This is a genomic window from Variovorax boronicumulans (genome assembly GCF_030812215.1).
GTDB lineage: Bacteria > Pseudomonadota > Gammaproteobacteria > Burkholderiales > Burkholderiaceae_C > Variovorax > Variovorax boronicumulans_C.
In genome coordinates, this window is sequence record NZ_JAUSSG010000010.1 from 179,450 (window position 1) to 204,554 (window position 25,105).

Genomic DNA, 25,105 nt, shown 5'->3' on the forward strand with positions numbered 1-25,105 from the left:
CATTCAGGCTGGCCCCACCAGCTCGTACAGCACCATCCGCGTCTGCCGCCCGCGCAGTTCGGTCAACTCCTCGATCCGCCGCGTGGCGAGCCGCCCGCCGAGCCCTTCGAACGTGGCCTCCGAGATCAACGTGCGCGTGCCCAACTGCTTGTTCGTGCCCTCGATGCGGCTCGCCACGTTGATCACATCGCCCAGCGCCGTGTAGGACAGCCGGTCGCTCGAGCCGAGCACACCCGCGATCACGACACCGGTGTGGATGCCGATGCGCGTGCGGAACGCCTGGAGCCCGTCCTCCTGCCACTTGCGGTTGAGCGCCTGCATCTCGTCATGCAGCTCGAGCGAGGCGATGCAGGCCTGGTACTCCGCGTCTGGCAGGTCCGCCGGCGCCCCCCACAGCACCATGATTCCGTCGCCCATGAACTTGTCGACCACACCGCCATGCCGTGCGAACACGCGCGTGGCGAGGTTGAAGTACTCGGTCAGCTGGCGCATCAGCACATCGGCGTCCATCGATTCCGAGATGCTGGTGAAGCCTTCCACGTCGGTGAACATCGCGGTCACGCGGCGCGGCGAACCGTTGGGCGCGAGCGCGTGGCCCTCGGCGACGAGCTGCTTGATCACGTCCACCGGCACGAACTTGCTGAAGGCCTGGAGGCTGCGCGCCGAATCGTCCAGCGCCTGGCTCAGGTTCTGGATCTCGAACACCCGGCTCGATTCGCGCGGCAGCGCGTCCAGCTCCAGCCGGCCGATGCGGCGCGCCGTGTGCGAAAGGCTCTCGATTGGCGCGGTCACGAGCTTCGACAGGCGCAGCGAAATGAACAGCGCCACGGCCAGGAAGCTCAGCGCCAGCAACAGCGACAGGAGCACGTTCCGGTGCAGCCCGCCGAGCAGCGCGTCTTCAGGCTCCCAGCTCACGAGCCGCCAGCCCGTGGACGCGATGTGCGATGTCTGCACCCGGTAGCGCGCGCCGCCGTGGTCGAGCGTGAAGGCCATGTCCTCGGTCCAGCCGCGGCTGCCGGCGGCCAGCATGTGGGCGTGCAACGCGCCGAGCACACCGTCGTCGGGGTCTTCCAGCACATGGACGACGTGGGGGTTGTCGCTGCGCGCGATCACGTGATGGTCGGCACTCAGCAAGGCACTGTAGCCGTGGCCCGTGCCGCCGAACACCCGCACGAGGCTGGAGAGATGCCCGAGCGACACGCTGGCGGACACCACCAGCGTCTGCGCGCGGCCCTCGTCGTCGCGCCGCCGGCTGGGCCGCGCGTGGCTGACGCCGAGCTCCTTCTCGGAGGGAAGCACGAAAGGCGATGTCCAAACGGGGCGTTGCGCCCTCGTCGCCTGAACGAAATCCTCGTCCTTCGTCGGGTCGTCGTCGCTGCGAAAGGCCTCGATGCGGCTCGTGGCGTAGCGCTGCCGCGGGTCATCGTCGCCATCGCCATCCGGCGGCTGCTTGTATTCCCAGGTCTCGGTGCTGAAGTCCGCATCGCGCAGCACTTGCCGCACCGCGGCCTCCGGATAGCGCATCGCCATCAGCAGGTGCCCGTCGTCGCTGGCCACGTCGATGCTGTCGATCTCGGGCGTCTGCTCCAGCGCGGCCCAGAGCAGCTCGGCGGTCTGGTCGCCGTCATGGCCCGCCGGATGCAGGCTGGGCGTGTGCGCAATGGCGCGCACCAGCGCTTCGGTCTTGGTGAGGAAGGCGAGCACGTTGTCCTCGACGCGGTCATGGTTGACCTTGTGCGCCGACTCGCCCACCCGCGACACCAACTGCTCTGCCCCCCAGTAGCCGAAGGCCACCAGCAGCAGCGACTGCAGCAGCGCGACCGCGCAGATGATGGTGCCCACGTCGACCCGGAAGCGGCGCAGCCGCGCGCGGGACGAGGAAGAGGCCGCGGGCGGTGCCTCCGCCGGGCCCGGCTGCTGCTGCGTGAAGTCGTCTGTCATGTGCGGGGGTTCCTCCTGCGCACTCGGATGCGCTTATGTGGCGGCGATTTTCCCCCGCCCCGCGCGTGGCCTGGGTTTCCATGGTCGTGTGCTTTTCCGTCAGGGGATAAAATCCGCCCCGCGCTTCGGCTTGCCGGGGCGCATCGCTAGGGGTGTCGAACCGGAATCCGTTCCGGGGCTGACTGAGAGAGTCCCTTTGAACCTGACTGAGGTAATCCTCGCGCAGGGAAGCTGGTCCGGCGGCCTGTCACGTTGTCTCGCGTGGCGGCAGCGCTGCTGGAGCCTCGCCCACCTGCCAAACCTTTTGCACTGGAGCAAACGGATGGCACACGACGACAACGGAGTTTCCTCTTCCGGCAACGAGGCGCTGACGCCCTTGCCCGCGTCCCGCCGCGTGTTCGGCTGGCACGACCACGCCTCGCTCTGGTTCAGCCTGGGCGTCGGGCTGCTGGTGATGCAGATCGGCGCGTACCTGGTGCCGGCCGTGGGCACGCGCGATGCAGCGCTGGCGATTGCGCTCGGCTCGGTCATCGGCGCCGGCCTGCTGGCCTGGACCGCGCGACTGGGCTGCGAAACCGGCCTCGCGAGCGCGGGCCTCATGCACGCGACCTACGGCAGCGCCTTCGCGCGCCTGCCGGTGCTGCTCAACATCGTGCAGCTGGTGGGCTGGACCACCTTCGAGCTGGTGATCATGCGGGAAGGCACGCAGGCCATCGGCCAGGTCGCCTTCGGCGCTTCGCTCGGCTCGTTCTGGGGCGGCGTCTTCACCACCTTGCTCTGGGGCGCGGTGCTGCTGGCGCTGCTCGCCGGTTCGATGGTCAAGCTGGTGCGGCGCTTCGTGAGCCGCTTCGGACTGCCGCTGGTGGTGATCTCCCTGCTCTGGCTGACGTGGCAGTTCGCGACGCGGCTGCAGGCCAAGGGCCTGGACGCCTTCTGGGCGCGCCCCGGCGACGGCAGCATGGGCATGTTCGGCGCGCTCGACCTGGTGATCGCGATGCCGGTGTCATGGCTGCCGCTGGTGGCCGACTATGCGCGACACGGCAAGCGCAGCGCGGGGGGCCTCGGCAGCGCATTCACTGGCACCTGGATCGGCTATGCGCTCGCCAACATCTGGTGCTATGCCCTCGGCGTCATGGTGGTGAGCGTGGCCGAGCCGGGCACGGGCCTCGTCACCGCGCTGCTGCTCGCGCAGGGCGGGCTGGTGGCGCTGGGCCTCATCCTCATCGACGAGCTCGACAACGCGTATGGCGATGTCTATTCGGGTTCGGTCTCCACGCACAGCCTCTTGCCGCGCTGGAGCGTGAAGCGCTGGGGCCTGTTGCTGGCCGCGCTGTGCATCGCGCTCGCGCTGGTGCTGCCGATGCACACGCTCGAACCGTTCCTGCTGCTGCTCAGTTCGGTGTTCGTGCCGCTCTACGGCGTGATCCTCGGGCGCCTCGGCAGTGGGCGGGCCGTGGCATCCGTTGGCACGCGCCAGATCGACTGGGCCGCGGCGCTGATCTGGATCGCCGGCATCGCGGCGTACCACGCGCTCGCCAAGTGGGCGCCTCAGTTCGGCTCGGCCCTGCCGACGCTGGCCGCGACTTTCGTTCTGGCCTGGATCAGCCGGCCAAGACCTTCTCGGGCAGCGGCAGCCGATGCATCGGCACTGGCGCAAAGCCGTGGTTGAGCGGACCGTGGCCTGCACCGACCGCCACATCCGCACCGGCCGCCATCGCGCCGAGGATGTAGGCGCGCGCGCGCTCGACGGCTTCGGGCAGCGTCAGACCCAGCGCCAAGTGCGCCGCGATGGCGGACGACAGCGTGCAACCGGTGCCATGCAGATTGCGGCTCGCGATGCGCTGCGAGGCCAGGCGCTTGCGCGTGCCGTCGGCCTGCAGCAGCACATCGACCACTTCGTTGCCGGGCAGATGGCCGCCCTTGAGCAGCACGGCCTTCGCACCCAGCGCCAGCAATTCGTCGGCCGCGCCGTCGAGCGCGTCGATGCCGTCGATGGCATGGCCGATCAACAAGGCCGCTTCATCGAGATTGGGCGTGACCACCACCGCGCGCGGGAACAGTTCGCGCACCAGCACCTGCACGGTTTCCGAGGCAATCAGGCGATCGCCGCTGGTGGCGACCATCACCGGGTCGAGCACCACGTTCGGCAACTTGTAGTGGTCGATGGCCCATGCGACGACCTCGACCACCTCGGGCGCATGCAGCATGCCGAGCTTGACGGCATCGACGCCGATGTCCTCGACCACGGCCTGGATCTGCGCCTTCAGAAATTCGGGCGGTACGCCATGGATGCCCGAGACGCCGCGCGTGTTCTGCGCGGTGAGCGCGGTGATGGCCGTCATGCCGTAGCAGCCGAGGGCCGCGAAGGTCTTGAGATCAGCCTGGATGCCGGCGCCGCCGCCGCTGTCGGAGCCTGCGATGGAGAGCACGCGTGCATAGCGCAGGGACGCTTGCGGCGCGGAGGAAGGTCCTTGGGTCATGCTGAAAATTATCGGCGACCCATGAAGGATGCGGGAGCATCGGCATGAGCGTCCCGTTCCAATCGGCCGCGATCATCGGCGCGGGCCTCATGGGGCGCCTGATGGCGGTGACGCTCGCGCAAGCGGGCTGCAAGGTCGCGCTCTACGAAGCCGGCAGCCCCGAAGCCGAAGGCGCAGCGGCCCGCGTCGCGGCTGCCATGCTCGCGCCGCTGGCCGAATCGGCCGTGGCACCCGTGTCGGTCGTGCGCATGGGCCACTACGCGCTGTCGCGCTGGCCCGAACTGCTCGCACCGTTGGCGCAGCCCGTGTTCTTCCAGCGCGAAGGCACGCTGGTGCTGTGGCACCGGCAGGACGCCACCGAGGCCGCGCGGCTCGAACGCGTGCTCGCTCACACCGGCATGCAGGTGCCCGAGCTGGCGCCGATGCAGACACTCGACGGCGTGGGCATCGCCGCGTTGGAACCGTCGCTCGGCCAGCGCTTCGCCAAGGGTCTGTTCCTTCCGGGCGAAGGCCAGCTCGACAACCGCGCGCTGCTCGCCTCGCTGCTCGCCACGCTCCAGGCGAATGAGAACGTCACGCTGCACTGGCAGTCGCCGCACGTGCCGGCCGACTTCTCGCCCGGCACACCCGGCCAGCCCGACTGGGTGATCGACTGCCGCGGCCTCGGCGCCCGCCCGCAGTGGCGCGCATTGCGCGGTGTGCGCGGCGAAGTGATCCGTGTGCATGCGCCCGAGGTCACCCTGCGGCGCCCGACGCGGCTCGTGCATCCGCGCTACCCGCTCTACATCGCGCCCAAGCCCGACCACCTGTTCGTGATCGGCGCGACCGAGATCGAATCGGACGACATGTCGCCCGCCAGCGTGCGCTCCACGCTCGAGCTGCTGAGTGCGGCCTACGCGGTGCACAGCGGTTTTGCCGAGGCGCGCATCGTGGAGATCGCCACACAGTGCCGCCCCACGCTGCCCGACAACCTGCCCGCCATCCGCCAGCCGCAACCCCGCGTGCTGCAGATCAACGGCCTCTACCGCCACGGTTTCATGATCGCGCCGGCGCTGCTCGACGCGGCGATGGAGCTGCTCGTGCACGGGCACAGCACGCTCGCGCAGGGTTTCGGCATGGACACCACGGCATCCGACGACGCATGACGACGATGAACATCCTGATCAACGACAAGCCCTACACCCTGCCCGACCACGCCACGCTCACCGACGCACTGGCCGCGCTGGAGGCCGTGCCGCCGTTCGCGGTGGCGGTGAACCGCGAGTTCGTGCCGCGCTCGGCCTACGCCGCGCGCGCGCTGCAGCCCGACGACCGCATCGAAGTGATCCGCCCCGTGACGGGCGGCTGAAAAAAGACAGGAGACGACAACACCATGACCACCCCGAACGACCCGCTGGTTCTCTACGGCCAGACCTTCCAGAGCCGCCTGCTGCTCGGCACCGCGCGCTACCCCTCGCCCGATCTGCTCGAAGCGGCCGTGAAGCGCGCAAAGCCCGCGATGCTCACTGCCTCGCTGCGCCGCCAGACGGCGAACCAGGGCTCGGGCGGCAACGACACGAGCACCGGGTTCTGGGCACTGTTGCGCAAGCTGGAAGTGCCCGTGCTGCCCAACACCGCCGGCTGCCACAGCGTGCAGGAGGTGATCGCCACCGCCCACATGGCGCGCGAGCTGTTCGACACGCCATGGATCAAGCTCGAACTGATCGGCGACGACTACACGCTGCAGCCCGACACGCTGAACCTCGTCGATGCCGCCTCGCAGTTGATCCGCGACGACTTCCAGGTGCTGCCCTATTGCACCGAAGACCTCGTGCTGTGCCAGCGGCTGGTCGACGTGGGCTGCCAGGCCGTCATGCCGTGGGCCGCGCCCATCGGCACCGGCCGTGGCCCCGTCAATCCGTACGCGCTGCAGGTGCTGCGCGAGAGGCTCAAGGTGCCGATGCTGGTCGATGCCGGGCTCGGGCTGCCTTCGCATGCCTGCCAGGTGATGGAATGGGGCTACGACGGCGTGCTGCTCAACACCGCCGTGGCGCTCGCGCAGGACCCCGTCGCGATGGCCGGTGCCTTTGCCGATGCAGTAGGCGCCGGCCGCACCGCGTGGCGTGCGGGCGCGATGGCCGCGCAAGACTCTGCGCAGCCCAGCACGCCCGTGCTCGGCACGCCCTTCTGGCACCACGCGGCATGAGCAACATGACCGACGCGCGCTCCATCGCCCACGCCATCGTCGCGGCCCACGGGCTGCGCTTCGGCGCCATCACCGCATCGACCGTGGGCGCCACGCCCTTCTCTTCGGACGACGCGGTCTACCGCGGCGCCAAGCAGGCCTGTGCGGCGCTCGGCTTCATCGAGGTCGATGCCGAATGCCTCGCGCTCGCCTGGCATGCGCAGACCGAACGCATCGGCCATTTCGACGCCGCGCGATGGCCCGACGCGCCCGCCGATTTCGGCATGCGCCCATTCCCGCCCGCATCGCGCGACGACGCTTTCCTGCCCTGCCCTGAGCGGCTCGGCCTCTACGCCGTGCTGCCCGATGCGGCATGGGTCGGCCGCATGGCGCGTGCCGGCGTGCCGACGGTGCAGTTGCGCTTCAAGTCCGCCGACGCCGCGGCCGTCGAACGCGAAGTCCAGGCGGCCGTCGAGGCTGTGCAGGGCACGGGCGCGCTGCTCTTCATCAACGACCACTGGCAAGTCGCCATTGCCGCAGGCGCCTATGGCATCCACCTCGGGCAGGAAGACCTCGACGCCCTCTCGCCGGAGGAACTGGGTCAGCTGCGCGCCTCAGGCCTGCGCCTGGGCGTCAGCACGCATGGCTATGCCGAGATGGTGCGCGCCGATGCGGTGAGCCCGAGCTACATCGCGATGGGCGCGGTCTATCCGACCACGCTCAAGAAAATGGCGACCGCGCCGCAGGGTGTGGCGCGGCTCGCAGCGTATGCGCGCCTGCTGCGCGGCTATCCGCAAGTGGGCATCGGCGGCATCGACGCGGTGCGGCTGCCCGAAGTGCTGGCCACCGGCGTGGGCTCGGTTGCCGTGGTGCGCGCGCTGGTGACGGCCGCCGATCCCGAGGCCACGGCCGCGCAATGGATGACGGCCATGGGCGCCGCCATCGGCAACTGAATACATCGAACCCTCAATGACTCAACGACGCTTTCCACATTCTTTTGCCTTGACGCTTTCGCCCATCTCATGCGCCGTTGCCGCCGTGCTTTTCGCAGCCGCCTGCAGCGCGCACGCGCAGCAGGCCGCGCTACCCGAAGTCGTCGTCAATGAAGGCGCAGCGGCACCGCAAGCCGATGTCAGCGGCTTCGGCGACGTGCCCCTGCGCGAATTGCCGCTGTCGGCCACGGTGATCGACAGCAAGCAACTGATTACCAGCGGCGCGCGCCGGCTCGCCGACCTCACGCAGTTCGATTCGTCGGTCACCGACGCCTACAACTCCGCCGGCTACTGGGACTACCTGACCGTGCGCGGCTTCGTGCTCGACAATCGCTTCAACTACCGGCGCGAAGGCCTGCCGATCAGCGCCGAGACCTCGATCCCGCTCGACAACAAGGAGCGCATCGAGATCCTGCGCGGCACCAGCGGCATCCAGGCCGGCACCAGCGCACCGGGCGGGCTCGTCAACTACGTGGTGAAGCGCCCGACTGAACAAGACCTGCGCACGGTGCGCATCGAGACCACCAGCCGCGGCAGCGTGCTCGGCGCGCTCGACCTGGGCGGCCGCTTCGGCGAGGCCCGCCAGTTCGGCTACCGGCTCAACATCGCGAGCGAAAACCTCAAGCCGCTCACGCACAACCTGGACGGCAACCGCAACATGTTCTCCCTCGCGGCCGACTGGCGCATCACGCGCGACTCGGTGCTGGAGTTCGAGATCGAGCAAAGCCGCAAGACACAGCCAAGCCAGAACGGCTACAGCCTCCTGGGCAGTGTGCTGCCCGCGCCGGTCGATCCGCGCATCAACCTCAACAACCAGCCGTGGTCGCAGCCCTCGGTGTTCAAGGCGCTGACCGGCACCGTGCGCTTCAGCCAGGCGCTGAACGCCGACTGGCGCTGGACCGCGCAGATCGGCCAGCAGCGCCTGAAGACCGACGACCGCCTGGCCTACGCCTTCGGTTGCGGCGCTGAACTCAACTACGACCGCTACTGCTCCGACGGCACCTTCGACGTCTACGACTTCCGCAGCGAAAACGAGCGCCGCACGCAGACCGCGGGCAGCCTGAACCTCAAGGGCAACGTGATGACCGGCAGCGTGCGGCACGAGTTGGGCTTCGGCCTCCTGCAAAGCCGTGTGCGCAACCGCTTCCAGGACCAGGCCTACAACTACGTGGGCACGGGCAACATCTGGGCAACCGCCGTGGTGCCGGCCAACCCGGCGCTCACCGACGTCAACACCAACCGCGACGAACGCTCGACCGAGCTCTCGGTGCAGGACGCCATTCGCTGGAACGAGCGCTTCACGACCTGGGCCGGCGTGCGCCACACGCGGCTGGACCGCAGCAGCATTCGCACCGACGGCTCGCGTCCCACCGGCTACAAGGACGGCATCACCACGCCGTGGATCGCAGCCAGCTACGCGATCCAGCCCGGACTGCTCGCGTATGCGAGCTGGGGCAAGGGCGTCGAATCGCAGGTCGTGCCGAACAAGAGTTCGCAGTACAGCAACGCTGGGGAAGCGCTGCCCGCGCTCAGCTCGCGCCAGTGGGAACTTGGCATCAAGGGCGGCAACGAGGCGTTCAATTGGCAGCTCGCGTGGTTCGACATCTCGCGCCCCATGACCAACCTGGATGCGTGCAACCGCCTCGGCATCACGCCGTGCGAAGCGAAGTACGACGGCCGCGCCGTGCACCGCGGCCTCGAAGCCGGCGCGCAGTGGACCCAGGGCCCCTGGCGCATCGGCGGCAGCGTGACGCTGATGGACGCCAAGCGCCGCGGCAGCATCGTGGAACCGGCCAGCAATGGGCAATGGCCGACCAATGTGCCCAAGCAGGTGCTGCGCGCGCAGGCGGCGTATCGCGTGCCCTCGGTGCCGGGCCTGGAAGTGGCGGGCCAGCTGTCGCACGAAGGACGCCGCAACGTGCTCGCCGATGGCTCGATCACGTTGCCCTCGTGGACGCGCGTCGATGCGGTGCTGCGCTACGACACGAAACTGCGCGGCGTGAACACGAGTTGGACACTGGCCGTCGACAACCTGTTCGATCGCCGCTACTGGAAGGAATCGCCCTACCAGTTCGGGCATGTCTACCTGTTTCCTGGCGCGCCGCGCACGCTGCGTCTGGGCCTGAGCGTCGCCCTGTGATGACGCACGAACGAAAGTTTTTTGCGCAAAAGTTTCGGAGGCTTGAGAAGGTCCAAAAAACCGCGCTATAATCTGAGGCTTGTTCCTCGATAGCTCAGTTGGTAGAGCGCCGGACTGTTAATCCGTAGGTCCCTGGTTCGAGCCCAGGTCGAGGAGCCACTACAAGCCGCAAGGCAACTGGATGCCCCGCTACTCAAAAGGTAGCGGGGCATTTTCAATTGTGGGCCGCTTGTTTGGCGATCGGCACCGCCGCTAGACTCGCACCTCGTCCGTCCACCGAATCGAGGTCTTCAGCATGAACAACACGAGTCGATACGAATTCAGTCTGCCCCTTTGCAGCGAAGCGCAGCAGCTGCAGGTCGAGCAAGTGCTCAAGCTTCCCGGCGCGATCACCACGGCAACGGTCAGCCGCAGCATGGGATCGGCCGGCGTGACCGTACAAGCCACCTTCCTTCCGGCCCACTCCCCTGCGCTCATGCAGGCCGAGGTCATTGCGCGCATCTCGCCCATCGGCTTGCTGCCGATGCGAGTTCCGGGCTGATCGGCAAGGCAAGGCAAGGCGAAGCGGGGCCACTCTCGCGATGCCGCATACATGGTTCTCGTCGGCGGCGTGCGACCCGGCATCGCGGCCCGCGAGGTCGGCACCAGCCCGCAGGCCCCCACCAACACGCTGCGAAAACCGAGGGACGCCATGAAGGAGTCCACCGACCACGGCCGCATGCATTCCACCGCGGACCATCACGTCGGGAGCTGATCAATCGTTCGCTCAGGCGAACGGCCGACGGATTCCAATACAGTCCTCACCATGCATTTCAAGCCGCAAGCTGAACCCGGACTTCCCGACCTCTCCCCGCCCCGCCCGCTCATCGCCCATCGGATCGCACTGGCCCTTGCCTCTGGCATGCTGGGCGTCCTGCTCGTCGGCTGCGCCTCCAAGCCAGCCCCGGCGCCCGCACCGAAGAAATCAGCAAGCGCCAAGCCCGCACCCGCTGCCCGCAACGACGAGCGCCCCGCACCGGCACGCCGCTCGCGCAGCAGCGAGGGAGCACCTTCCGCATCGTCCACGCCCTCCGCTCCGGTGGCCAAGGCGGAGCGAAATTTCCTTCGCCCGTCGAACGGCACCGTCATCCAGCGATTCAATGGCCGCAACAGCAAGGGCGTCGACTTCGCGGGATCGGAAGGCGATCCGGTCATCGCCGCGCGCGACGGCAAGGTCGTGTATTCGGCCGTGGGCCCGCGCGGCTATGGCCAACTCGTCATGATCAAGCACGACGCGATCTTCGTGACCGCCTACGCGCACAACAGCAAGCTGCTCGTCAAGGAAGGGCAGTCAGTCAAGCGGGGCCAGGTGATCGCCCGCATGGGCCGCACCGAAGCCGATCGCGTCAAGCTGCACTTCGAGTTGCGCCGGAACGGCAATGCGGTCGATCCCGTTCCCTATTTCGTTTCGCCCGACTGACCAGCAAGGGCCTTCGATGAAGCGATCCGGTTGAATCCGGATCGCCCCCTCCCGCGTAGCACTTGCATGGCAAGTACAAACGAAGAACGCAAGCCCGCCCCACGGCTGGGTTTCGAGGACATCTGTGCGCAATTCAACGTCCCCGCAAGAAAGGGGGCACGCGTCAGTTTTCAAGGCCAGCCGGGAACGGTCACGACCGCCCGGGGATTGATGGTTCGCGTACGGCTGGACGGGATGTCATGGTCCCGGCCCTATTCGCCGAACGAACTCGAATGGCTCGACGACCAGGCGAAGGCCATGGCCGGAGGCGCGCGCCGCCCGCGCAGCTGAAAAGCCCGGGGCGGATCGCACCGAGGATCAGTGCTGCACGACGGGGGTGCGGCCCTTCGCGTTGTCGATGGTCGCGCTGACGGAGTTGGTGTTGACGGCCAGGGCCACCAGGACGGAGCCGACGAAAGCCGGATCGGAAGCGCCGCTGAAATTCGATGCCCCGGCAATGGCCAGGGCCTGTGCGACTTGTTGGCGGGTCAGTTCCGCTGCTGCTTCGCCAACGACATTCTTCTTGGTGGTTGCCATCTGAAAACTCCTCGTGATGAAGGCCCGACTGTAACGGCCCCCGCGCCCCGCCGAAGGCCATCACCCCGCCCACTCCGGGGCGCTTGTTGTCCCCCGCCCACGGGCCTTGCGCTGGGTAATAATCTCGCCCGCTTCACTGCGCGCGGACCATGACTTTCGGCACTGGCATGCCGCTTCTGCGGGTCGTATCGTCGCGCGGTCGCTGGCGGCGCGACGATTCGGGGGAGGTCACACAGGCCATGCGGTCCCACTTCGGTATCCGAGGAGTGGCGTCTCCCACTGGGGCGCCTCTTCACTCTTCTCTCTCTGGATCCGGACATGGCTTCTTCCAAATTCTCTTTCGCGAGCGCAGGCGTTCTTGCAGGCGTGCTGGTTCTCTCTGGCTGCGCGACCACCGACATGCAAATGGGCAGCCAGTCGGCCAAGACCGTGGCCACCGGCAGCGCCGCCGGTTCGGCCACCTCCGGTGAAAGCAGCGCGCTCGAGCGCTGCGATTCGCCGCTGGGCACTGTCTCCCTCATCGAGAACGTCAATGCCGGCTGGTACACCGTTCTCACCGGCGAATACAAGCTCCCGCCGACCGCGAACCTGCTGCGCCTCCTGGTGCAGCAGTCGAACTGCTTCGTGGTGGTCGAGCGCGGCGCGGCCGGCATGAACGCCATGACGCGCGAGCGCGCGCTCATGCAGTCGGGCGAGATGCGCGGCGGCAGCAACTTCGGGCGCGGCCAGATGGTGGCTTCCGACTACGGCCTGTCGCCCGAGATCGTGTTCAGCAACAACGACGCCGGCGGCATCGGCGGTGCGCTGGGCGGCCTGGTGGGCGGTGGCCGCGGCCGCGCCATTGCCAGCATCGGCGCCAGCCTGCAGACCAAGGAAGCCAGCGCGCTCCTGACCCTCATCGACAACCGCTCGGGCGTGCAGGTGGCGGCCGCCGAAGGCAGCGCCTCCAAGACCGACTTCGCGGGCTTCGGCGGCCTGGGCGGTCTGTCCGCCGCGGGCGGCATCGGTGGCTACACGCGCACGCCGCAGGGCAAGGTGATTGCCGCTGCCTTCATGGACGCGTTCAACCAGATGGTCCGGTCGCTGCGCAACTACAAGGCGCAAACGGTGCGCGGCCAGGGCCTGGGCGGCGGCGGTCGTCTCGGCGTGGACGGCGGTGCCGCGCCTTCGCAAACCTCGGCGCCGGGCGCGCCCCGCTCGCGCCGCAAGTAAGCGCGCCAGTCCATCGTCATCGGGCAAGGCCCGGCCCTGATTGCGGCCGGGTTCACAATTCATCCCTCTGGAGGTGAACACGATGGATGGTCTGGAAGAGACGGCGGAATCGGCAAAAGGCAAGCTCGTCTACCCCTTTGCGGAACTCCCACCGCGCGGCAAATCGATCGAGGTCGCTGCGGGCGTCCACTGGATCCGCATGCCGCTGCCCTACTCGCTCGACCACATCAACCTGTGGGCGCTGGACGACGGCGCCGGCTGGGCCGTGGTGGACACGGGCGTGCGCACCGAGGAAACGGTGGCCGTCTGGCGCGAGCTCTTCGCCAATTCGCCCGACACGCGCGGCCTCACCCGCGTGTTCGTGACGCACATGCACCCCGACCACGTGGGCATGGCCGGCTGGCTCACGCGCAAGTTCGGCGTGCGGCTGTGGATGACCCGCTCCGAATACCTCATGTGCCGCGTGATGGTGTCCGACACCGGACGCGAGGCGCCCGACGACGCCATCGCCTTCTACCGGCGCGCCGGCTGGGGCGAGGCGGCCATCGAGACCTACCGCACGCGCTTCGGCAACTTCGGCAAGCACATCCATCCGCTGCCCGACAGCTTCCGGCGCCTGCGCGACGGCGAGGTGCTGCGCATCGGCGCACACGACTGGCGCATCGTCACCGGCAACGGCCATTCGCCCGAGCATGCGTGCCTGTACTGCCCCGACCTCAAGGTGCTGATCTCGGGCGACCAGATCCTGCCGCGTATCTCGTCCAACGTGTCGGTCTCGCCCATCGAGCCCGACGCCGACCCGATGGCCGACTGGCTCTCATCGCTCGCCAAGCTCAGGCGCGAGGTGCCCGACGACGTGCTGGTGCTGCCCTCTCACAACGAGTGCTTCCGCGGGCTGCATGCGCGCATCGACCGGCTGCAGCAGGGGCAGGAGCGCTCGCTCGACCGGCTGCGCAACACCTTGAAGACGCCGAAACGCGCAGTCGACGTGTTCGCCAGCCTGTTCGCGCGCAGCATCGCCGAGTCCGACGTGCAGTTGCTGGGCATGGCAACGGGTGAAAGCCTCGCCTGCCTCAACTACCTGCTGCACCGCGGCGAGGTCGCGTGCGACATCGCCGACGACGGCATCGGCTGGTACCGGCTCGTCGGCTAGCCGCCGAACCAGTCGCGCGCCGACCGCCCCTGGTCCGGGCCCAGCATCGAGAAGCCGCCGTCGACCGGAATGTCCGCGCCGGTCACGAAGCGCGCCGCGTCCGAGCACAGGAACAGCACCACCTGCGCCACGTCGTCGCCGTCGCCCGCGCGGCCCAGTGGATGCAGCGGCGCCGCCATACGGTCCGCATACGCGCGGTCGCCGCCCGCCATGCGCGAGAGCGCATCTGACCAGGTCCATCCGGGCGACACCGAGTTCACGCGCACGCGCCGGTGCGCCAGGCTCGCGGCCTGGTTGCGCGTGAGCTGCAGGATAGCCGCCTTGGCCGCTGGATAGAGCGCCCGGCCCGCCGTGCCGAACTTGCCCCCGACGCTGCCCATGTTCACCACCGCCCCGCCCTGCGCCGCCAGCGCATCGGCGGTCTTGTGCACCAGCAGCGCACCGGAAACCAGGTTGACGTCGAGCGCATGCAGCCATTCGCTGCGCGAAGCCGCGAGCCCGTTGTCGCCGTACACGACCGCGTTGTTGATGAGGAAGTCGATGCGCCCTTCGCTGGCGAGCGCATCGGCCACCAGCGCATCGAGCGCCGTGTCGGAGGCGATATCGCATGCCACGAAGCGACAGCGCGACCCCAGCTCGGCCGCCAGCGCCTCGCCGCGTGTGGCATCGATGTCCACCGCGAGCACCTGCGCACCGGCTTTCACGAAAGCGCCAACGATGGCGCTGCCGAGCATGGCCGCTGCGCCGGTGACGATGGCGACTTTTCCTTCGAAGTTCGAGTTCATCGCATGACCTCCATTTGCGCGACTGCTTCAGCGACGTTCACTACATCCGCGAGCATCGCCAATGTTTCAAGGCTTGCCGCATGCAGGTGCGCCTGCGCAGTGTTGCAGGCATCGGCGACGACCGCCACCTGGTAACCCAGGTCGCTCGCGTGGCGCGCGCCGTGCTCGACCACGTGGTTGGTCGCAATGCCCGCCACATAGAGCCTCGATGCGCCGGTGTTGCGCACGACATCTTCAAGACCGCTGGCCCAGAACGGGTTGTTGCGCTTGTGGGTGACAACGGCCTCGCCCGGCCGCGGCGCGAGTTCTTCGTAGAACTCCGCACCCCATTCGCCATCGATCACTGCGCCCGTTTCGGCCACGCGCCGGAACAGCGTGCAGTTGCGAAGGCAATCGGCATACCCCGGTGCAAATGCGATGCGCACGAAGATCACCGGCACGCCGTTCGCCCGCGCGCCGGCGATCAGGCGCGCGGCCGAGGCGATGAGAAGCGGGCGCGCCGGGTCGTCGGCCGCCACGCCCACGCGCACCTTGCCATCGGCGTGCAGCACGTCGTTCTGGTAGTGCATGGCCAGCAGCGCGGCCTTCACATGAACACCTGCAAGGCTTCGTGCGGCGCGTCGCAGTTGACGAGCTCGACGCGCTTCATGTGGATGCGGAATTCGCCGCCCTCGCGCCGCAGCGTGTGCAGCACGCTGCCGCCGAAAGTGCGCTGCTCGGTCTTGCGCCATTCAAGGAGCAGGAAGGTCGATCGCACGACACAGCCCTCCTCGTCGCGCGATTCGAGGCCGATGTTGCCCACCACATGCACCGTGCGCGTGGGCGGTTGCTGCGAATAGGCACGCGCCTGCTCGAGCCGCCGCGCCCGCATCGAGCGCAGCAAGGCGTCTTCGCAGAACAGCGAGGCGTGGTTGATGGGGTCCGTCTGCCCGTGCACCAGCGGCACCCAGTAGAGCCCGTCGGGCGTGAAGAGCCGCTGCCATTCGTCCCAGCGATGCTCGTCCAGGAGGCGCGCCTCGTGGTGCAGGAACTGCGCGATCGCCTGCTGCTCGTGCCAGTCGTTGAAGTTCATTCGCCACTCCCGGCCCGCACGCCCATGTACGAAGCCCACGCCGCGAACATGTTGCGCGACGGCATCTCGCTGTTGCCGTTGGAGGCCCGCCCGCCCGGCAGCGGCTGGTCGCGCCCGGCGGCGCGGTGCATGCTGACCCAGTCGCCGCCGTCGGAGGCCAGTCCTTCCTGCACCCGGTTGTAGGCCTCCAGGTCGTCGGGCATCACGTTCGACGAGGGCGAGTTGACGATGTTGGTGTACTTCAAGGTGCGCTGGAAGGTCGCCTCCGGCGCGCCCTTCAGGCGGAAGCTGAAGATCTCCACCAGCGTGCGGTCCACCGACAGCGGCCGGATCACGCGGATCTGCTGGAAGGATGTGTGCGGCGAACAGCTCGGATAGACGATGGTGTTGTGCCGGTTCACCCGCAATATCTCGTCGGCGCGCTGCGCGCCCTGGCGGGCCTCGAGCGCCGCCACATAGGCCAGGCTCACCGGGTCGGTGGGCGGCACGAAGATGCCTTCCATGAAGCCATGGCCGTTGTCGTAGCCCTTGAGCTCCAGTCTCTCCCAGAACTCCAGCGGCTCACCGTTGCCATCGACGATCACCACCTCGAAGGGCTTGGGCGTGCCCGAAGGCATGGCCTCGAATTCTTCCTTGGCCGCGCGCCACGACGACTCGTGTGTGGCTACCGCGTGGATCGTGTCGTGCAGGTTCTCGAAAAAGATCTTCCAGTTGTTGCGCTGGATCACGCGCTGCACGCCGCCGGCCACTTCCACTTCGCCCTCGGGGGCGCGGTCGCAGAAGTTGTCGAGCGAGGTGGCCACGCCGCCGAGGAAATCGGCCAGTTCGGGCCCCTCTTCGGACAAGCTGGCGAACACGAAGCCGCGATGGCTCGCCACGCGCGCCACCTTGCGCACCGAATGCGACCCGCTCTTGAGATCGAGCGCCGTGTCTTCGTAGCCGCTGCGCAGCGGCACAGACAAGAGGCTGCCGTCGCACTTGAAGGTCCAGCCGTGGTACAGGCAGCGCAGGAACTTGCCGGCGCTGCCGCTGCCATCGGGAACGATCTTGGCGCCCTTGTGCGGGCAGCGGTTGTAGAGCACGTTCACCGCACCGTCGGTGTGCCTCACCATCACCACGGGCTCGCGGCCCAGGCGCGTGGTGAAGTAGTCGCCGACGTTCGGCACCTGACTCTCGTGGCCCACGTACAGCCAGGCCTGGCCGAAGACGCGGTCCATCTCCAGCTCGAAGATGGCGGGGTCGGTGTAGACGCGCTTGTGCACCCGGTCGGGCTGCACGAGCGCCTGGATGTCGATGGACTTTGTCGCTGCAATGGGGGTTATCGGGATCACGGAATTCATCGGGTGGGTCTCCTGAAGCGTCATCAGATGTCGAGCACCAGGCACGGCGTCTTTGCGCGCGACACGCAGGTGCAGAGGGTCTTGCCGCCCGCCTTCTCGCGGGGGCTCAGGTTGTGGTCACGGTGGTCGGGAACGCCCTCGACCACGTCTACCGCGCACACGCCGCAATCGCCCTGGCGGCAGTCGTACATCGGGTCGAGCCCGGCGGCGATCAGCACATCCAGAAGGCTCTGCCCGGGCGGCACCGTCAGCGTCTTGCCCGAGCGCAGCGTGCGCACCTCGAAGGGCATGTCGCCGACCTCGGCGAGCGCGCCGGCGAAGAGTTCGAAGTGCACGTGGTCCTCTGGCCAGCCCTGTGCGCGGGCGGTGTCCACGACCGCCTGCACCATGCCGCGCGGGCCGCAGACATGCAAATGGCGCCCCCTCCGCGGCGCCGCGAGCAGCGCGCGCAGGTCGAGTCCGCGCGCGGGGTCGCCGCCGTCGTGCACCACCGTGCCGCCGAGCGCGCGCACTTCGTCCAGGTAGGCGGTCGCTTGCTCGCTGCGTGTCGCATAGAAGAAGTCGAAAGCGTGGCCCTCGGCGGCCAGCGCGCGCGCCATGCACAGCAGCGGCGTGATGCCGATGCCGCCCGCCACCAACAGCGGCTGCTGGCCGCTCTTGTCGTCCTTGTCGCCCTTGTGCAGCGCGAAATCGTTGCGCGGCGGGTGCGCGGCCAGCACCGCGCCGGGGGCAAGGCCATGCATCCAGGCCGAGCCGCCCGCGCCCTGCGGCTCGTGCAGCACCGCGATCTCGTAGCTGCCGGAGCCATCGTGCGGGCGAACCAGCGAATACGCGCGCTGCCCGCTCGCCCCCGCCGTCCGCACGCTCACGCTCAGGTGCGCGCCCGGTGCGAACGGTGGCAGGTCGCCGCCGTTCGCCGCCCGCAGCACGAAGGCCTTGATGGCCGGCGTGAGCGGCGTGACCGAAGCCACGACCAGCGCCAGCATGTCTGCGCCCTGCGTCATCCGAGCGGCAGCGCGGGGTCGGCGATGGTGAAGCCGCTCGACTTCGACCAGCGCGGCATCAGCGTGTTCGAGGGCAGCGTCTCGTCCACCAGCTTGCGCGCGGTGTCCACGCCCGCCACGGGCAGGCCCTTGGCATCGAGCAGGCCGATCTGCACCAGCACGCTGGCCTGGTCCCAGTAGATGTGCTCGTGGTAGAGCTTGTCGCCTCGGAACTTGACGATGGCCACCAGCGGAATCTCCACCGGCTTGCCGGTCGGCGCGATGCCCGGCAGCATCCAGTCGATCTCCACCGTGTGGGTGAAGCGGAACAGCATCTCGTCGACGATCTGCGTCGCGCCCACGGTGCGTGAAATGGGCGTGAGCCGCGTGTCGGGCGGCGTCGTCGGAATGAAGTGGTGCTTGTAGAAGCGCGACAGCTCCTTTGCGCCCACGCCACCGGTCATCGTCGGGATGTGGTTGACATAGGGCTCGCTCACCATCGTGCCCATGGTGGCGACAACATCGCGCATGGCGAACTCGTATTCGCAATGCTTGTCCCAGAGCGCCGACAGGTCGTAGACCGGGCCGATGGCTTCCTTGAACAGCGCCATCGAGCGCTGGTGCGCCATCAGCGTGGAAGGCTTGTCGAAGTGGTCGCCGCCGGTGCGCGCGAAGGCGTGGTCCACGCCGGGGTAGACATACATCTGCGCGCCGGCCTTGCCGGCAAAAGCCTCGAGCACCTGGGCACGGGCCTCGGGCGGGCAGAACTTGTCGAGCTCGGCGAAGTGCAGCGCGATCGGGCATTCGATCTTCGGCACGAGATCCAGCGCGGCCTCGATGCCGACGCCGTAATAGCCCACCGCCGCATCCACGCCCGAATGCGCGGCCGCGAGGTAAGCCAGCTTGCCGCCGAGGCAATAGCCCAGCGCGCCGACCTTGCCGGTGCAGGCCGGGTGTGCGCGCAGCGCCTTCACGCTCGCGGTGACGTCGGCGATGCCCGCGTCGATGTCGAACTTCTGGAAGAAGCCGAAGGCACGCTCCCAGTCTTCGGGCGAGTAACCCAGGTCGACGTTGGGCTCCATGCGCCAGAAGAGGTCGGGTGCGAGCACCACGTAGCCTTCCTCGGCATAGAGGTCGGCCACCTCGCGCACATAGTCGTTGATGCCGAAGATTTCCTGGCACAGCACGATGCCGGGGCCGCTGCCGGAAGCCGGCAGTGCGAGGTAGCCGCGAAAGCTGCGGCCGTCGCCGGCCGGGATGTCGATGTACTGGCTCATCGTGGATGTCTCTCGAAGTGGTGGGGCTTGCGAAATTCTGGGCAGCACCCTTGCCGCTGTCTGTCCACTTCGTGCAAGCGATGTCGCTGCGAGAAACGGATAGCCCGCCGCCGCCTCGGCACGCAGACTGCGACCCGCATTGCATTCACCTCCCCACGCAACCGAATCCCTTCAGAGGAGATTTCCCATGTCGCAGGCAAGCATCCGAACGGCCGCATTGGCCTTCGCCGTCGTCACCGGCGCGTCGTTGTCGCAGGCCCAGCCCGTCAAGGTTGGTCTCGCGATGGACCTCTCCGGCCCCTTCGCCGTCGGCGGCGCCGAAGCCAAGGCCGGCTTCGCCGTGGCGATGAAGCAGCTCGACGGCAAGCTCGGCGGCGTGCCGGTCGAGTTCGTCGAGGCCGACACCGCCGGCAACCCCGAGCTCGCCCGGCAGGTGGTGGAGCGCATGCTGCTGCGCGACAAGATCGACCTCTTCACCGGCCCCATCGGCTCCTCCGTGGCGCTCGCGGTCGGCCCGCCGCTCTTCGCCGCCAAGGTGCCCTACCTGTCGAGCAACACCGGCCCGAGCGACTACTCGGGCGCCAAGTGCAACCCCTACTTCTTCGGCGCGTCGTACCCGAACGATGCGTACCACGAAGCCGCGGGCAAGTTCGCCTCCGACAAGGGCTTCAGGAAAGTGGCGCTCATCGCGCCGAGCTACCCAGGCGGCAAGGACGCGGCCAGCGGCTTCAAGCGCAACTTCAAGGGCACCGTGGGCGACGAGCTCTACACCAAGCTCGGGCAGCTCGACTACTCGGCCGAGATCGCCCAGATCCGCGCGAGCAAGCCCGATGCGCTCTACTTCTTCCTGCCCGGCGCGATGGGCGTGAGCTTCATCAAGCAATTCGTCGGCGCGGGCCTGTCCAAAGACGTGGCGCTGATCTCGACCGCCTTCTCGGCCGACGAGGACATGATTCCCGCCGTGGGCGAACCCATGCTCGGTCTCTTCAATACCGCGCATTGGTCCTACGACCTGGACAACCCCGCCAACCAGCGCTTCGTGGCCGCATTCCGCCAGCAGAACAACGGGCGCAATCCGTCGTTCTATGCCGGCCAGGCCTACGACGTGCTGATGGCCATGGACGCGGCCGTGCGCGACGCCGGCGGCAAGGTGGACGACAAGCCGGCACTGCTCAAGGCGATCAAGGCCGCGAAGTACAAGTCGGTGCGCGGCGATTTCAGCTACGGCGCCAACAACTTCCCCATCCAGAACTACTACCTGCGCGTGATCGGCAAGGACGCCAGCGGCCGCATCACCAACAAGGTGATCGGCACCGTGCTGCAAAACTACCAGGACACCACGGCCGCCAAGTGCGCGATGAAGTCCTAGTGCAGTCCTGAATGCAGCGCTAGTGTCTTGAGGTTTCGCGCGGGAGCTGGCCGAAGCGCTCCCGGTAGCAGGCGGCGAATCGGCTCAGGTGCGAGAAGCCGCAGTCGAGCGCGATCTGCGTCACGCTCGCGCCGTCGTGGCGCGCGAGTTGTGCGTGCGCGGCATCCAGCCGCATGTTGCGCAGCACCTCCATCGGCGACAGGTCGCGGTGGCGCCTGAAGAGCAGCGCCAGCGTGCGCCGCGTCACGCCCGCGGCCTCTGCCACCTCTTCGAGCGACACGGCGGTTTCGAGCCGGCTGCGCATGAACTCCTCGGCGCGCCGCAGCTGACCGAGGCTGGCCGCCTCCGAGCCGAGCCGCAGCGCATCGTGCTGCCGCCGCACCGAGTTGGGCCGGTGGCACAGCAGGTAGAGCATGAGGTTGTCTTCGCAGTGGGCCAGCCAGCGCGGGTCGTACGGGGTGCTGCTGTCGCCCGCCGGCGGCAGCAGCGATGCGAGGTTGGCCACCATGCGGCACCACTGCGTGCCGGCGGCGTCGTCCAGCCGCAGCGGCATGTCGAAATCGATCTCGCCCACGTCTTGCGCATGACGCGTGGCGAAGGCGCGGCGCGCCACTTCCTGCAGGCGGCCAAGCTCGATCTTGAGCATCAGTTGCTCGCAGTCGGCATGCCAGCGCAGCCGCACCGGCTTGTGCGCGGACACCACCGCGCCTTGCCCTGGATGGATGTGCAGCGTCTGCCCGCCCGCGCGGATTTCGGCATGGCCGCGCAGCGGCATCTGCACCAGCACGAAGTTGCCGAGCGCATCGGGCTCGATGTCCACGTCGCAGCCATAGCGCAGGATGCACAGCGACAGTGCGCTCAGTTCGGCGCGGCAAAAAACCGCATCGACCTTGCCCCGCCCCCAGACGCTGCGATGGTCCTTCAATTCATTGGCGACCAGCGCATGGGTCTCGTCCGCCTCGCGCGAGCGGAACACCTCGCGTCCGTACAAGGGAGAAAGCTGCTGGCTCGACCATGCGTCCACGGGCACTCCTGGGGGGTCAGGGGGTTGGAAACCTTTGTTTGCCACGGGGGCGTGCCTGCAATCTACCGCCGGGCCGCGCTTCCTGCCATGGGACTTGCCCCGACGTGCAAGAAGCTTGCCCGGCTTTGACTCCGTGGCGCCCCGCTCAAACCGTGAGCACGACCTTGCCGATGTGCCCCGCGCGCTCCAGGTATCGATGGGCCTGCACCACGTCGCCGAGCGCGAAGGCGCGGTCGATGCGCACCTGCAGCGTGCCGCCCGCGAGGCCCGCATCGACGAAGGCCAGCGCACGGCCGAGCGCGGCCTCGTCACGCGGCAATCCCATGGTGGCCGCGCCGGTGTGCTCCAGCACCTTGTAGACGTGAAAGCGCCAGCTCTTGCGGAACTGCGCGATCACGGGGTACTTGAACTCCGCGCCCCCCGAGAGGCCATACAGCACGTACCAGCCGCGGTGCGCGACCACATCGCCGAGCCGTTCGACTTGCGCGCCGCCCACGCCGTCGTAGACCAGGTCGACGCCGCGGCCCTCGGTGAGCTCCAGCACGCGTTCGACCACGTCTTCATCGTCCGTCACGACCACATGCGCCGCACCGGCTTCGCGCAGCGCATCGCGCTTGGCCGCCGTGCGCGTGACCGCGATGGCGACGATGCCGGCCGCACGCGCCATCTGCAGCGCCGCCATGCCGGTGCCCGATGAAGCGCCGGTCACCAGCAGCGTCTGGCCGCGCTTCAGTTGCGCCATCTCGAACATCGGGAAGTAGCCCGTGAGATAGGCCATGTAGGCACCCGCCGCCTGCGCAGCCGACAGGTTCGCGGGATACCGCACCAGGTGCGCTGCCGGCAGCAGGATGTTTTCGCCATAGGTGGGGTAGCGGCCCTGCCCCGCGCCCGGCAACACCGCGACCTTGTCTCCGACCTTCAGCCCCTCGACGCCCTCGCCGACCGCCTCGACGACACCCGCGGCCTCGTTGCCCAGCCCTGCCGGCAGCGTCGCGTCTTCGACATACAGGTTCTCTCGCCACAGCGCATCGGCCCGGTTCAGGCCGATGGCATGCACCGCGACGCGCACCTCGCCGGCGCCGGGTGCCGGCGTCGCGACCTCCTCGAGCTTCAGGACGTCGGCGCCGCCGAATGTGTGGAAGCGAACCATCTTGCTCATGAAAGAACTCCTTCTTCTTGAATGACCGATGGCATCAATCTAGAGGCCGCAGGACAATCAAGGAAATCGATTCGCCGGATATTCGCTATGCGCGCAATCGATAACGCCAGGACCACCGATGAAACCCGTCGAACTCAACCGCATCGACCTGAACCTGCTCACCATGCTGGCCGCGCTCATGCGAGAGCGCCACGTCAGCCGCGCGGCCGAGCGGCTGAACCTCGGCCAGCCCGCGGTGAGCCATGCGCTGGCGCGGCTGCGCGAACTCACCGGCGATCCGCTGCTGGTGCGCCAGGGCCGCGTGATGGAGCCGACCGAGCGCGCGCTGGCACTGATGCAGGGCCTGGGCCCCGCGCTCGCGCAGATCGAGGCCACGTTCCGCGCAGGCCGACTTCGAACCCGAGCGCGCCGCGCCGGTGTTCCGCATCGGCCTGACCGACGACCTGCAGATCGCGATGCTGCCCCGCCTGCTGCGCGCCCTGAGCGCCGAAGTGCCCCGCGCCAAGCTGGTGACGCTCACGGTCTGCTATCGCAATGCCATGAGCTACCTGGAGCAGGGAGAGGTCAGCGCGGTGATGTCGTTCCTGAAAGACCTGCCCGCCGATGCCAAGGTGCGCAAGGTCCGTACGGCACGCTTCGCCATGCTGCGCGCCGACACCGTGCCCGGCAAGCTCTCGCTCGACGACTACTGCCGCCGCCGCCACGTGCTCGTGACCTATGCGGGCGACCTGTGCGGCACCGTCGACGAAACGCTGGGCGAAATGGGGCGCCAGCGCGACGTGGCCTTCTCGGTGCCGCAGTTCGGCAGCCTCCCCGCCGTGCTGGCCGGCACCGACCTGCTGGCCACGGTGCCCGAGCACGTGGCGCTGGCACTGTCGGCGCAAGGTGGGCTTCGCTACGAGGCCTTGCCGTTCGAGAGCCCGGACTACCAGATCAAGCTCGCCTGGCGCGCGGTGACGGACAAGGACTCAGCAGAAACGTGGTTGCGCAAGGCGATGCTGCGCAGTTTCAATGACTAGGACAACAACCTCCCGCAAGGACACCGCATGCCCCATACCGAGACGAACTTCGAACTGACCGCCAACGACGGCCACCCCGTGGAAGCCCACCGCTGGCAGGGTGCCGCGCCGCGCGCCATCGTCCAACTGGCGCACGGCATGGGCGAGCATTCGCTGCGCTATCGCCCGCTCGCCGATGCGCTCACGCAGGCCGGCTGCGTGGTCTATGCGAACGAGCACCGCGGTCATGGCGCCTACGCCCTGGCGAACAACGAACTCGGCGAATTCGGCCCGCGCAACTTCGCCGGCCTCGTGGACGACATGGCGCTGCTGAGCCGGCATGCGCGCGCCGCGCACCCCGGCCTGCCGCTCATCCTCATCGGCCACAGCATGGGCTCGTTCGCCACGCAGTACTACCTGGTGCGGCACAGCGAGCTCTTGTCCGGCGCGGTGCTCTCGGGCACCGCGGCGCTCGACCTGCTGGGCACCGCGCTGCAGAGCGGCTTTCGCCTCGAAGACATGAATGCCACGCTGCCCGATGTGCGCACGCCGTTCGACTGGCTCAGCCGCGATCCGGCACAGGTCGATGCGTACATCGCCGATCCGCTGTGCGGCTTCACGGTGTCGGCCGAGGGGCTGGGGTCGATGTTCGCGAACCTCGACGACCTGACGCCCGCAGCCATGCAATCGCGCATCCGGCCCGAGCTGCCGCTGTACCTCTTCATCGGCGACCAGGACCCGGTCAGCAACAAGGCCGAATGGTTCTACCCGCTGGTGCAGCGCTATCGCGAGGCGGGCCTGCGCGACGTGTCGTGCCATGTGTTCGGCGGCGCGCGCCACGAGACGCTGAACGAAACCAACCGGGATGAAGTCGTGGCGGTGCTGCTCGCCTGGATCGCGCGCGTCGTGCGCACGCCCTGAAAGGCGGGCTTCTCCCGGGCGAAAGGCCGCCATCCGGCCTGCCGCGCATGCGCCGGAGGC

The 25,105-nt window shown here is 68.2% G+C and carries 25 protein-coding genes, 1 tRNA gene and 1 pseudogene; 16 read left to right on the plus strand and 11 right to left on the minus strand.

Annotation, left to right across the window (positions count from 1 at the left end; all coding sequences use genetic code 11):
• Nucleotides 1-3: 3 nt before the first annotated feature.
• Nucleotides 4-1,941 (minus strand): adenylate/guanylate cyclase domain-containing protein, encoded by a 1,938-nt coding sequence (locus J2W23_RS24990; RefSeq protein WP_307650662.1) that lies wholly within the window; start codon nt 1,939-1,941, stop codon nt 4-6.
• A gap of 322 nt (nt 1,942-2,263) precedes the next feature.
• On the opposite strand from J2W23_RS24990, the gene J2W23_RS24995 reads away from it, so the two are divergent.
• Nucleotides 2,264-3,610: a purine-cytosine permease family protein gene (locus tag J2W23_RS24995; RefSeq protein ID WP_176657145.1), complete on the plus strand. Its 1,347-nt coding sequence runs from the start codon at nt 2,264-2,266 to the stop codon at nt 3,608-3,610.
• Here J2W23_RS24995 and thiD read toward each other — a convergent pair.
• Complete coding sequence (gene thiD / locus J2W23_RS25000) at nt 3,543-4,421, minus strand: bifunctional hydroxymethylpyrimidine kinase/phosphomethylpyrimidine kinase (RefSeq protein ID WP_307650663.1); 879 nt, start codon at nt 4,419-4,421, stop codon at nt 3,543-3,545. The two genes, J2W23_RS24995 and thiD, sit on opposite strands and share 68 nt — an antisense overlap.
• 44 nt (nt 4,422-4,465) lie before the next feature.
• Between thiD and J2W23_RS25005 the strand changes: the two genes are divergently transcribed.
• From J2W23_RS25005 to J2W23_RS25045, 9 genes are all read left to right on the plus strand, one after another.
• Nucleotides 4,466-5,566: an FAD-dependent oxidoreductase gene (locus J2W23_RS25005; protein WP_307650664.1), complete on the plus strand. Its 1,101-nt coding sequence runs from the start codon at nt 4,466-4,468 to the stop codon at nt 5,564-5,566.
• A gap of 5 nt (nt 5,567-5,571) precedes the next feature.
• Nucleotides 5,572-5,769 (plus strand): sulfur carrier protein ThiS, encoded by a 198-nt coding sequence (gene thiS / locus J2W23_RS25010; RefSeq protein ID WP_176657142.1) that lies wholly within the window; start codon nt 5,572-5,574, stop codon nt 5,767-5,769.
• Between the two features lie 24 nt (nt 5,770-5,793).
• On the plus strand, nt 5,794-6,606 hold the full coding sequence (locus tag J2W23_RS25015; RefSeq protein ID WP_307650665.1) for a thiazole synthase: 813 nt from the start codon (nt 5,794-5,796) through the stop codon (nt 6,604-6,606).
• A complete protein-coding gene (gene thiE / locus J2W23_RS25020) occupies nt 6,603-7,538 on the plus strand; it encodes a thiamine phosphate synthase (RefSeq protein ID WP_307650666.1) in 936 nt (311 codons plus the stop codon). Before J2W23_RS25015 ends, thiE begins: the two co-directional genes overlap by 4 nt.
• 16 nt (nt 7,539-7,554) lie before the next feature.
• Nucleotides 7,555-9,717, plus strand: coding sequence for a TonB-dependent siderophore receptor (locus tag J2W23_RS25025; RefSeq protein ID WP_373423981.1), 2,163 nt, complete (start codon nt 7,555-7,557; stop codon nt 9,715-9,717).
• A gap of 83 nt (nt 9,718-9,800) precedes the next feature.
• Nucleotides 9,801-9,876: transfer RNA gene (locus tag J2W23_RS25030), tRNA-Asn, on the plus strand.
• Between the two features lie 136 nt (nt 9,877-10,012).
• On the plus strand, nt 10,013-10,258 hold the full coding sequence (locus tag J2W23_RS25035; protein ID WP_307650668.1) for a hypothetical protein: 246 nt from the start codon (nt 10,013-10,015) through the stop codon (nt 10,256-10,258).
• A gap of 51 nt (nt 10,259-10,309) precedes the next feature.
• Nucleotides 10,310-10,471, plus strand: coding sequence for a hypothetical protein (locus tag J2W23_RS25040; RefSeq protein ID WP_307650669.1), 162 nt, complete (start codon nt 10,310-10,312; stop codon nt 10,469-10,471).
• A gap of 51 nt (nt 10,472-10,522) precedes the next feature.
• On the plus strand, nt 10,523-11,176 hold the full coding sequence (locus J2W23_RS25045; protein ID WP_307650670.1) for a murein hydrolase activator EnvC family protein: 654 nt from the start codon (nt 10,523-10,525) through the stop codon (nt 11,174-11,176).
• A gap of 357 nt (nt 11,177-11,533) precedes the next feature.
• Here J2W23_RS25045 and J2W23_RS25050 read toward each other — a convergent pair whose 3' ends face one another.
• Nucleotides 11,534-11,752, minus strand: a complete 219-nt coding sequence (locus J2W23_RS25050; protein WP_176657134.1) for a hypothetical protein — start codon at nt 11,750-11,752, stop codon at nt 11,534-11,536.
• Between the two features lie 318 nt (nt 11,753-12,070).
• Here J2W23_RS25050 and J2W23_RS25055 point away from each other — a divergent pair, with 318 nt between their 5' ends.
• Nucleotides 12,071-12,964, plus strand: coding sequence for a CsgG/HfaB family protein (locus J2W23_RS25055; RefSeq protein ID WP_176657133.1), 894 nt, complete (start codon nt 12,071-12,073; stop codon nt 12,962-12,964).
• Between the two features lie 82 nt (nt 12,965-13,046).
• Nucleotides 13,047-14,117, plus strand: a complete 1,071-nt coding sequence (locus J2W23_RS25060; protein ID WP_307650671.1) for an MBL fold metallo-hydrolase — start codon at nt 13,047-13,049, stop codon at nt 14,115-14,117.
• On the opposite strand, the gene J2W23_RS25065 is transcribed toward J2W23_RS25060, so the two are convergent.
• Genes J2W23_RS25065 through J2W23_RS25090 form a run of 6 tightly spaced genes read right to left on the minus strand, consistent with a single transcriptional unit; the run spans nt 14,114 to nt 19,574 of the window.
• Nucleotides 14,114-14,902, minus strand: coding sequence for an SDR family oxidoreductase (locus J2W23_RS25065; protein ID WP_307650672.1), 789 nt, complete (start codon nt 14,900-14,902; stop codon nt 14,114-14,116). The two genes, J2W23_RS25060 and J2W23_RS25065, sit on opposite strands and share 4 nt — an antisense overlap.
• Nucleotides 14,899-15,492: a cysteine hydrolase family protein gene (locus tag J2W23_RS25070; protein WP_307650673.1), complete on the minus strand. Its 594-nt coding sequence runs from the start codon at nt 15,490-15,492 to the stop codon at nt 14,899-14,901. The genes J2W23_RS25065 and J2W23_RS25070 overlap by 4 nt, the downstream gene beginning before the upstream one ends.
• A complete protein-coding gene (locus J2W23_RS25075) occupies nt 15,489-15,974 on the minus strand; it encodes an aromatic-ring-hydroxylating dioxygenase subunit beta (protein WP_307650674.1) in 486 nt (161 codons plus the stop codon). The genes J2W23_RS25070 and J2W23_RS25075 overlap by 4 nt, the downstream gene beginning before the upstream one ends.
• Nucleotides 15,971-17,314 carry an aromatic ring-hydroxylating dioxygenase subunit alpha gene (locus tag J2W23_RS25080; RefSeq protein WP_307650675.1) on the minus strand — a complete coding sequence of 448 codons (1,344 nt, stop codon included), beginning with the start codon at nt 17,312-17,314 and terminating at the stop codon, nt 15,971-15,973. The genes J2W23_RS25075 and J2W23_RS25080 overlap by 4 nt, the downstream gene beginning before the upstream one ends.
• Nucleotides 17,315-17,337: 23 nt before the next feature.
• On the minus strand, nt 17,338-18,318 hold the full coding sequence (locus tag J2W23_RS25085; protein WP_307650676.1) for a PDR/VanB family oxidoreductase: 981 nt from the start codon (nt 18,316-18,318) through the stop codon (nt 17,338-17,340).
• A complete protein-coding gene (locus tag J2W23_RS25090) occupies nt 18,315-19,574 on the minus strand; it encodes a dienelactone hydrolase family protein (RefSeq protein ID WP_307650677.1) in 1,260 nt (419 codons plus the stop codon). The genes J2W23_RS25085 and J2W23_RS25090 overlap by 4 nt, the downstream gene beginning before the upstream one ends.
• A 187-nt stretch (nt 19,575-19,761) precedes the next feature.
• Here J2W23_RS25090 and J2W23_RS25095 point away from each other — a divergent pair, with 187 nt between their 5' ends.
• Entirely contained in the window at nt 19,762-20,943 is a 1,182-nt protein-coding gene (locus J2W23_RS25095) for an ABC transporter substrate-binding protein (protein WP_373423982.1), read from the plus strand.
• A gap of 19 nt (nt 20,944-20,962) precedes the next feature.
• Here J2W23_RS25095 and J2W23_RS25100 read toward each other — a convergent pair whose 3' ends face one another.
• On the minus strand, nt 20,963-21,967 hold the full coding sequence (locus J2W23_RS25100) for an AraC family transcriptional regulator (protein WP_307650679.1): 1,005 nt from the start codon (nt 21,965-21,967) through the stop codon (nt 20,963-20,965).
• Between the two features lie 145 nt (nt 21,968-22,112).
• Nucleotides 22,113-23,126, minus strand: a complete 1,014-nt coding sequence (locus tag J2W23_RS25105) for a zinc-dependent alcohol dehydrogenase family protein (protein WP_307650680.1) — start codon at nt 23,124-23,126, stop codon at nt 22,113-22,115.
• Between the two features lie 178 nt (nt 23,127-23,304).
• On the opposite strand from J2W23_RS25105, the pseudogene J2W23_RS25110 reads away from it, so the two are divergent.
• The 3 genes and pseudogenes from J2W23_RS25110 to J2W23_RS25120 all read left to right on the plus strand — a co-directional run.
• Nucleotides 23,305-23,391, plus strand: a pseudogene (locus J2W23_RS25110) (LysR family transcriptional regulator); the annotation flags it as partial.
• A 151-nt stretch (nt 23,392-23,542) separates the two neighbouring features.
• Nucleotides 23,543-24,145, plus strand: coding sequence for a LysR substrate-binding domain-containing protein (locus J2W23_RS25115; protein ID WP_307650681.1), 603 nt, complete (start codon nt 23,543-23,545; stop codon nt 24,143-24,145).
• A gap of 27 nt (nt 24,146-24,172) precedes the next feature.
• Entirely contained in the window at nt 24,173-25,045 is an 873-nt protein-coding gene (locus J2W23_RS25120; RefSeq protein WP_307650682.1) for an alpha/beta fold hydrolase, read from the plus strand.
• Nucleotides 25,046-25,105 lie beyond the last annotated feature (60 nt).

Coding starts and splice junctions, on each gene's coding strand:
- thiE (WP_307650666.1), top strand. CDS start 6,603: ATGAGCAACATGACCGACGCGCGCTCCATCGCCCACGCCATCGTCGCG.
- J2W23_RS25055 (WP_176657133.1), top strand. CDS start 12,071: ATGGCTTCTTCCAAATTCTCTTTCGCGAGCGCAGGCGTTCTTGCAGGC.
- J2W23_RS25060 (WP_307650671.1), top strand. CDS start 13,047: ATGGATGGTCTGGAAGAGACGGCGGAATCGGCAAAAGGCAAGCTCGTC.
- J2W23_RS25050 (WP_176657134.1), bottom strand. CDS start 11,752: ATGGCAACCACCAAGAAGAATGTCGTTGGCGAAGCAGCAGCGGAACTG.
- J2W23_RS25120 (WP_307650682.1), top strand. CDS start 24,173: ATGCCCCATACCGAGACGAACTTCGAACTGACCGCCAACGACGGCCAC.
- J2W23_RS24990 (WP_307650662.1), bottom strand. CDS start 1,941: ATGACAGACGACTTCACGCAGCAGCAGCCGGGCCCGGCGGAGGCACCG.
- J2W23_RS25085 (WP_307650676.1), bottom strand. CDS start 18,318: ATGACGCAGGGCGCAGACATGCTGGCGCTGGTCGTGGCTTCGGTCACG.
- J2W23_RS24995 (WP_176657145.1), top strand. CDS start 2,264: ATGGCACACGACGACAACGGAGTTTCCTCTTCCGGCAACGAGGCGCTG.
- thiS (WP_176657142.1), top strand. CDS start 5,572: ATGAACATCCTGATCAACGACAAGCCCTACACCCTGCCCGACCACGCC.
- J2W23_RS25065 (WP_307650672.1), bottom strand. CDS start 14,902: ATGAACTCGAACTTCGAAGGAAAAGTCGCCATCGTCACCGGCGCAGCG.
- J2W23_RS25005 (WP_307650664.1), top strand. CDS start 4,466: ATGAGCGTCCCGTTCCAATCGGCCGCGATCATCGGCGCGGGCCTCATG.
- J2W23_RS25045 (WP_307650670.1), top strand. CDS start 10,523: ATGCATTTCAAGCCGCAAGCTGAACCCGGACTTCCCGACCTCTCCCCG.
- J2W23_RS25095 (WP_373423982.1), top strand. CDS start 19,762: ATGTCGCAGGCAAGCATCCGAACGGCCGCATTGGCCTTCGCCGTCGTC.
- J2W23_RS25080 (WP_307650675.1), bottom strand. CDS start 17,314: ATGAATTCCGTGATCCCGATAACCCCCATTGCAGCGACAAAGTCCATC.
- J2W23_RS25075 (WP_307650674.1), bottom strand. CDS start 15,974: ATGAACTTCAACGACTGGCACGAGCAGCAGGCGATCGCGCAGTTCCTG.
- J2W23_RS25035 (WP_307650668.1), top strand. CDS start 10,013: ATGAACAACACGAGTCGATACGAATTCAGTCTGCCCCTTTGCAGCGAA.
- J2W23_RS25090 (WP_307650677.1), bottom strand. CDS start 19,574: ATGAGCCAGTACATCGACATCCCGGCCGGCGACGGCCGCAGCTTTCGC.
- thiD (WP_307650663.1), bottom strand. CDS start 4,421: ATGACCCAAGGACCTTCCTCCGCGCCGCAAGCGTCCCTGCGCTATGCA.
- J2W23_RS25040 (WP_307650669.1), top strand. CDS start 10,310: ATGGTTCTCGTCGGCGGCGTGCGACCCGGCATCGCGGCCCGCGAGGTC.
- J2W23_RS25025 (WP_373423981.1), top strand. CDS start 7,555: ATGACTCAACGACGCTTTCCACATTCTTTTGCCTTGACGCTTTCGCCC.
- J2W23_RS25105 (WP_307650680.1), bottom strand. CDS start 23,126: ATGAGCAAGATGGTTCGCTTCCACACATTCGGCGGCGCCGACGTCCTG.
- J2W23_RS25015 (WP_307650665.1), top strand. CDS start 5,794: ATGACCACCCCGAACGACCCGCTGGTTCTCTACGGCCAGACCTTCCAG.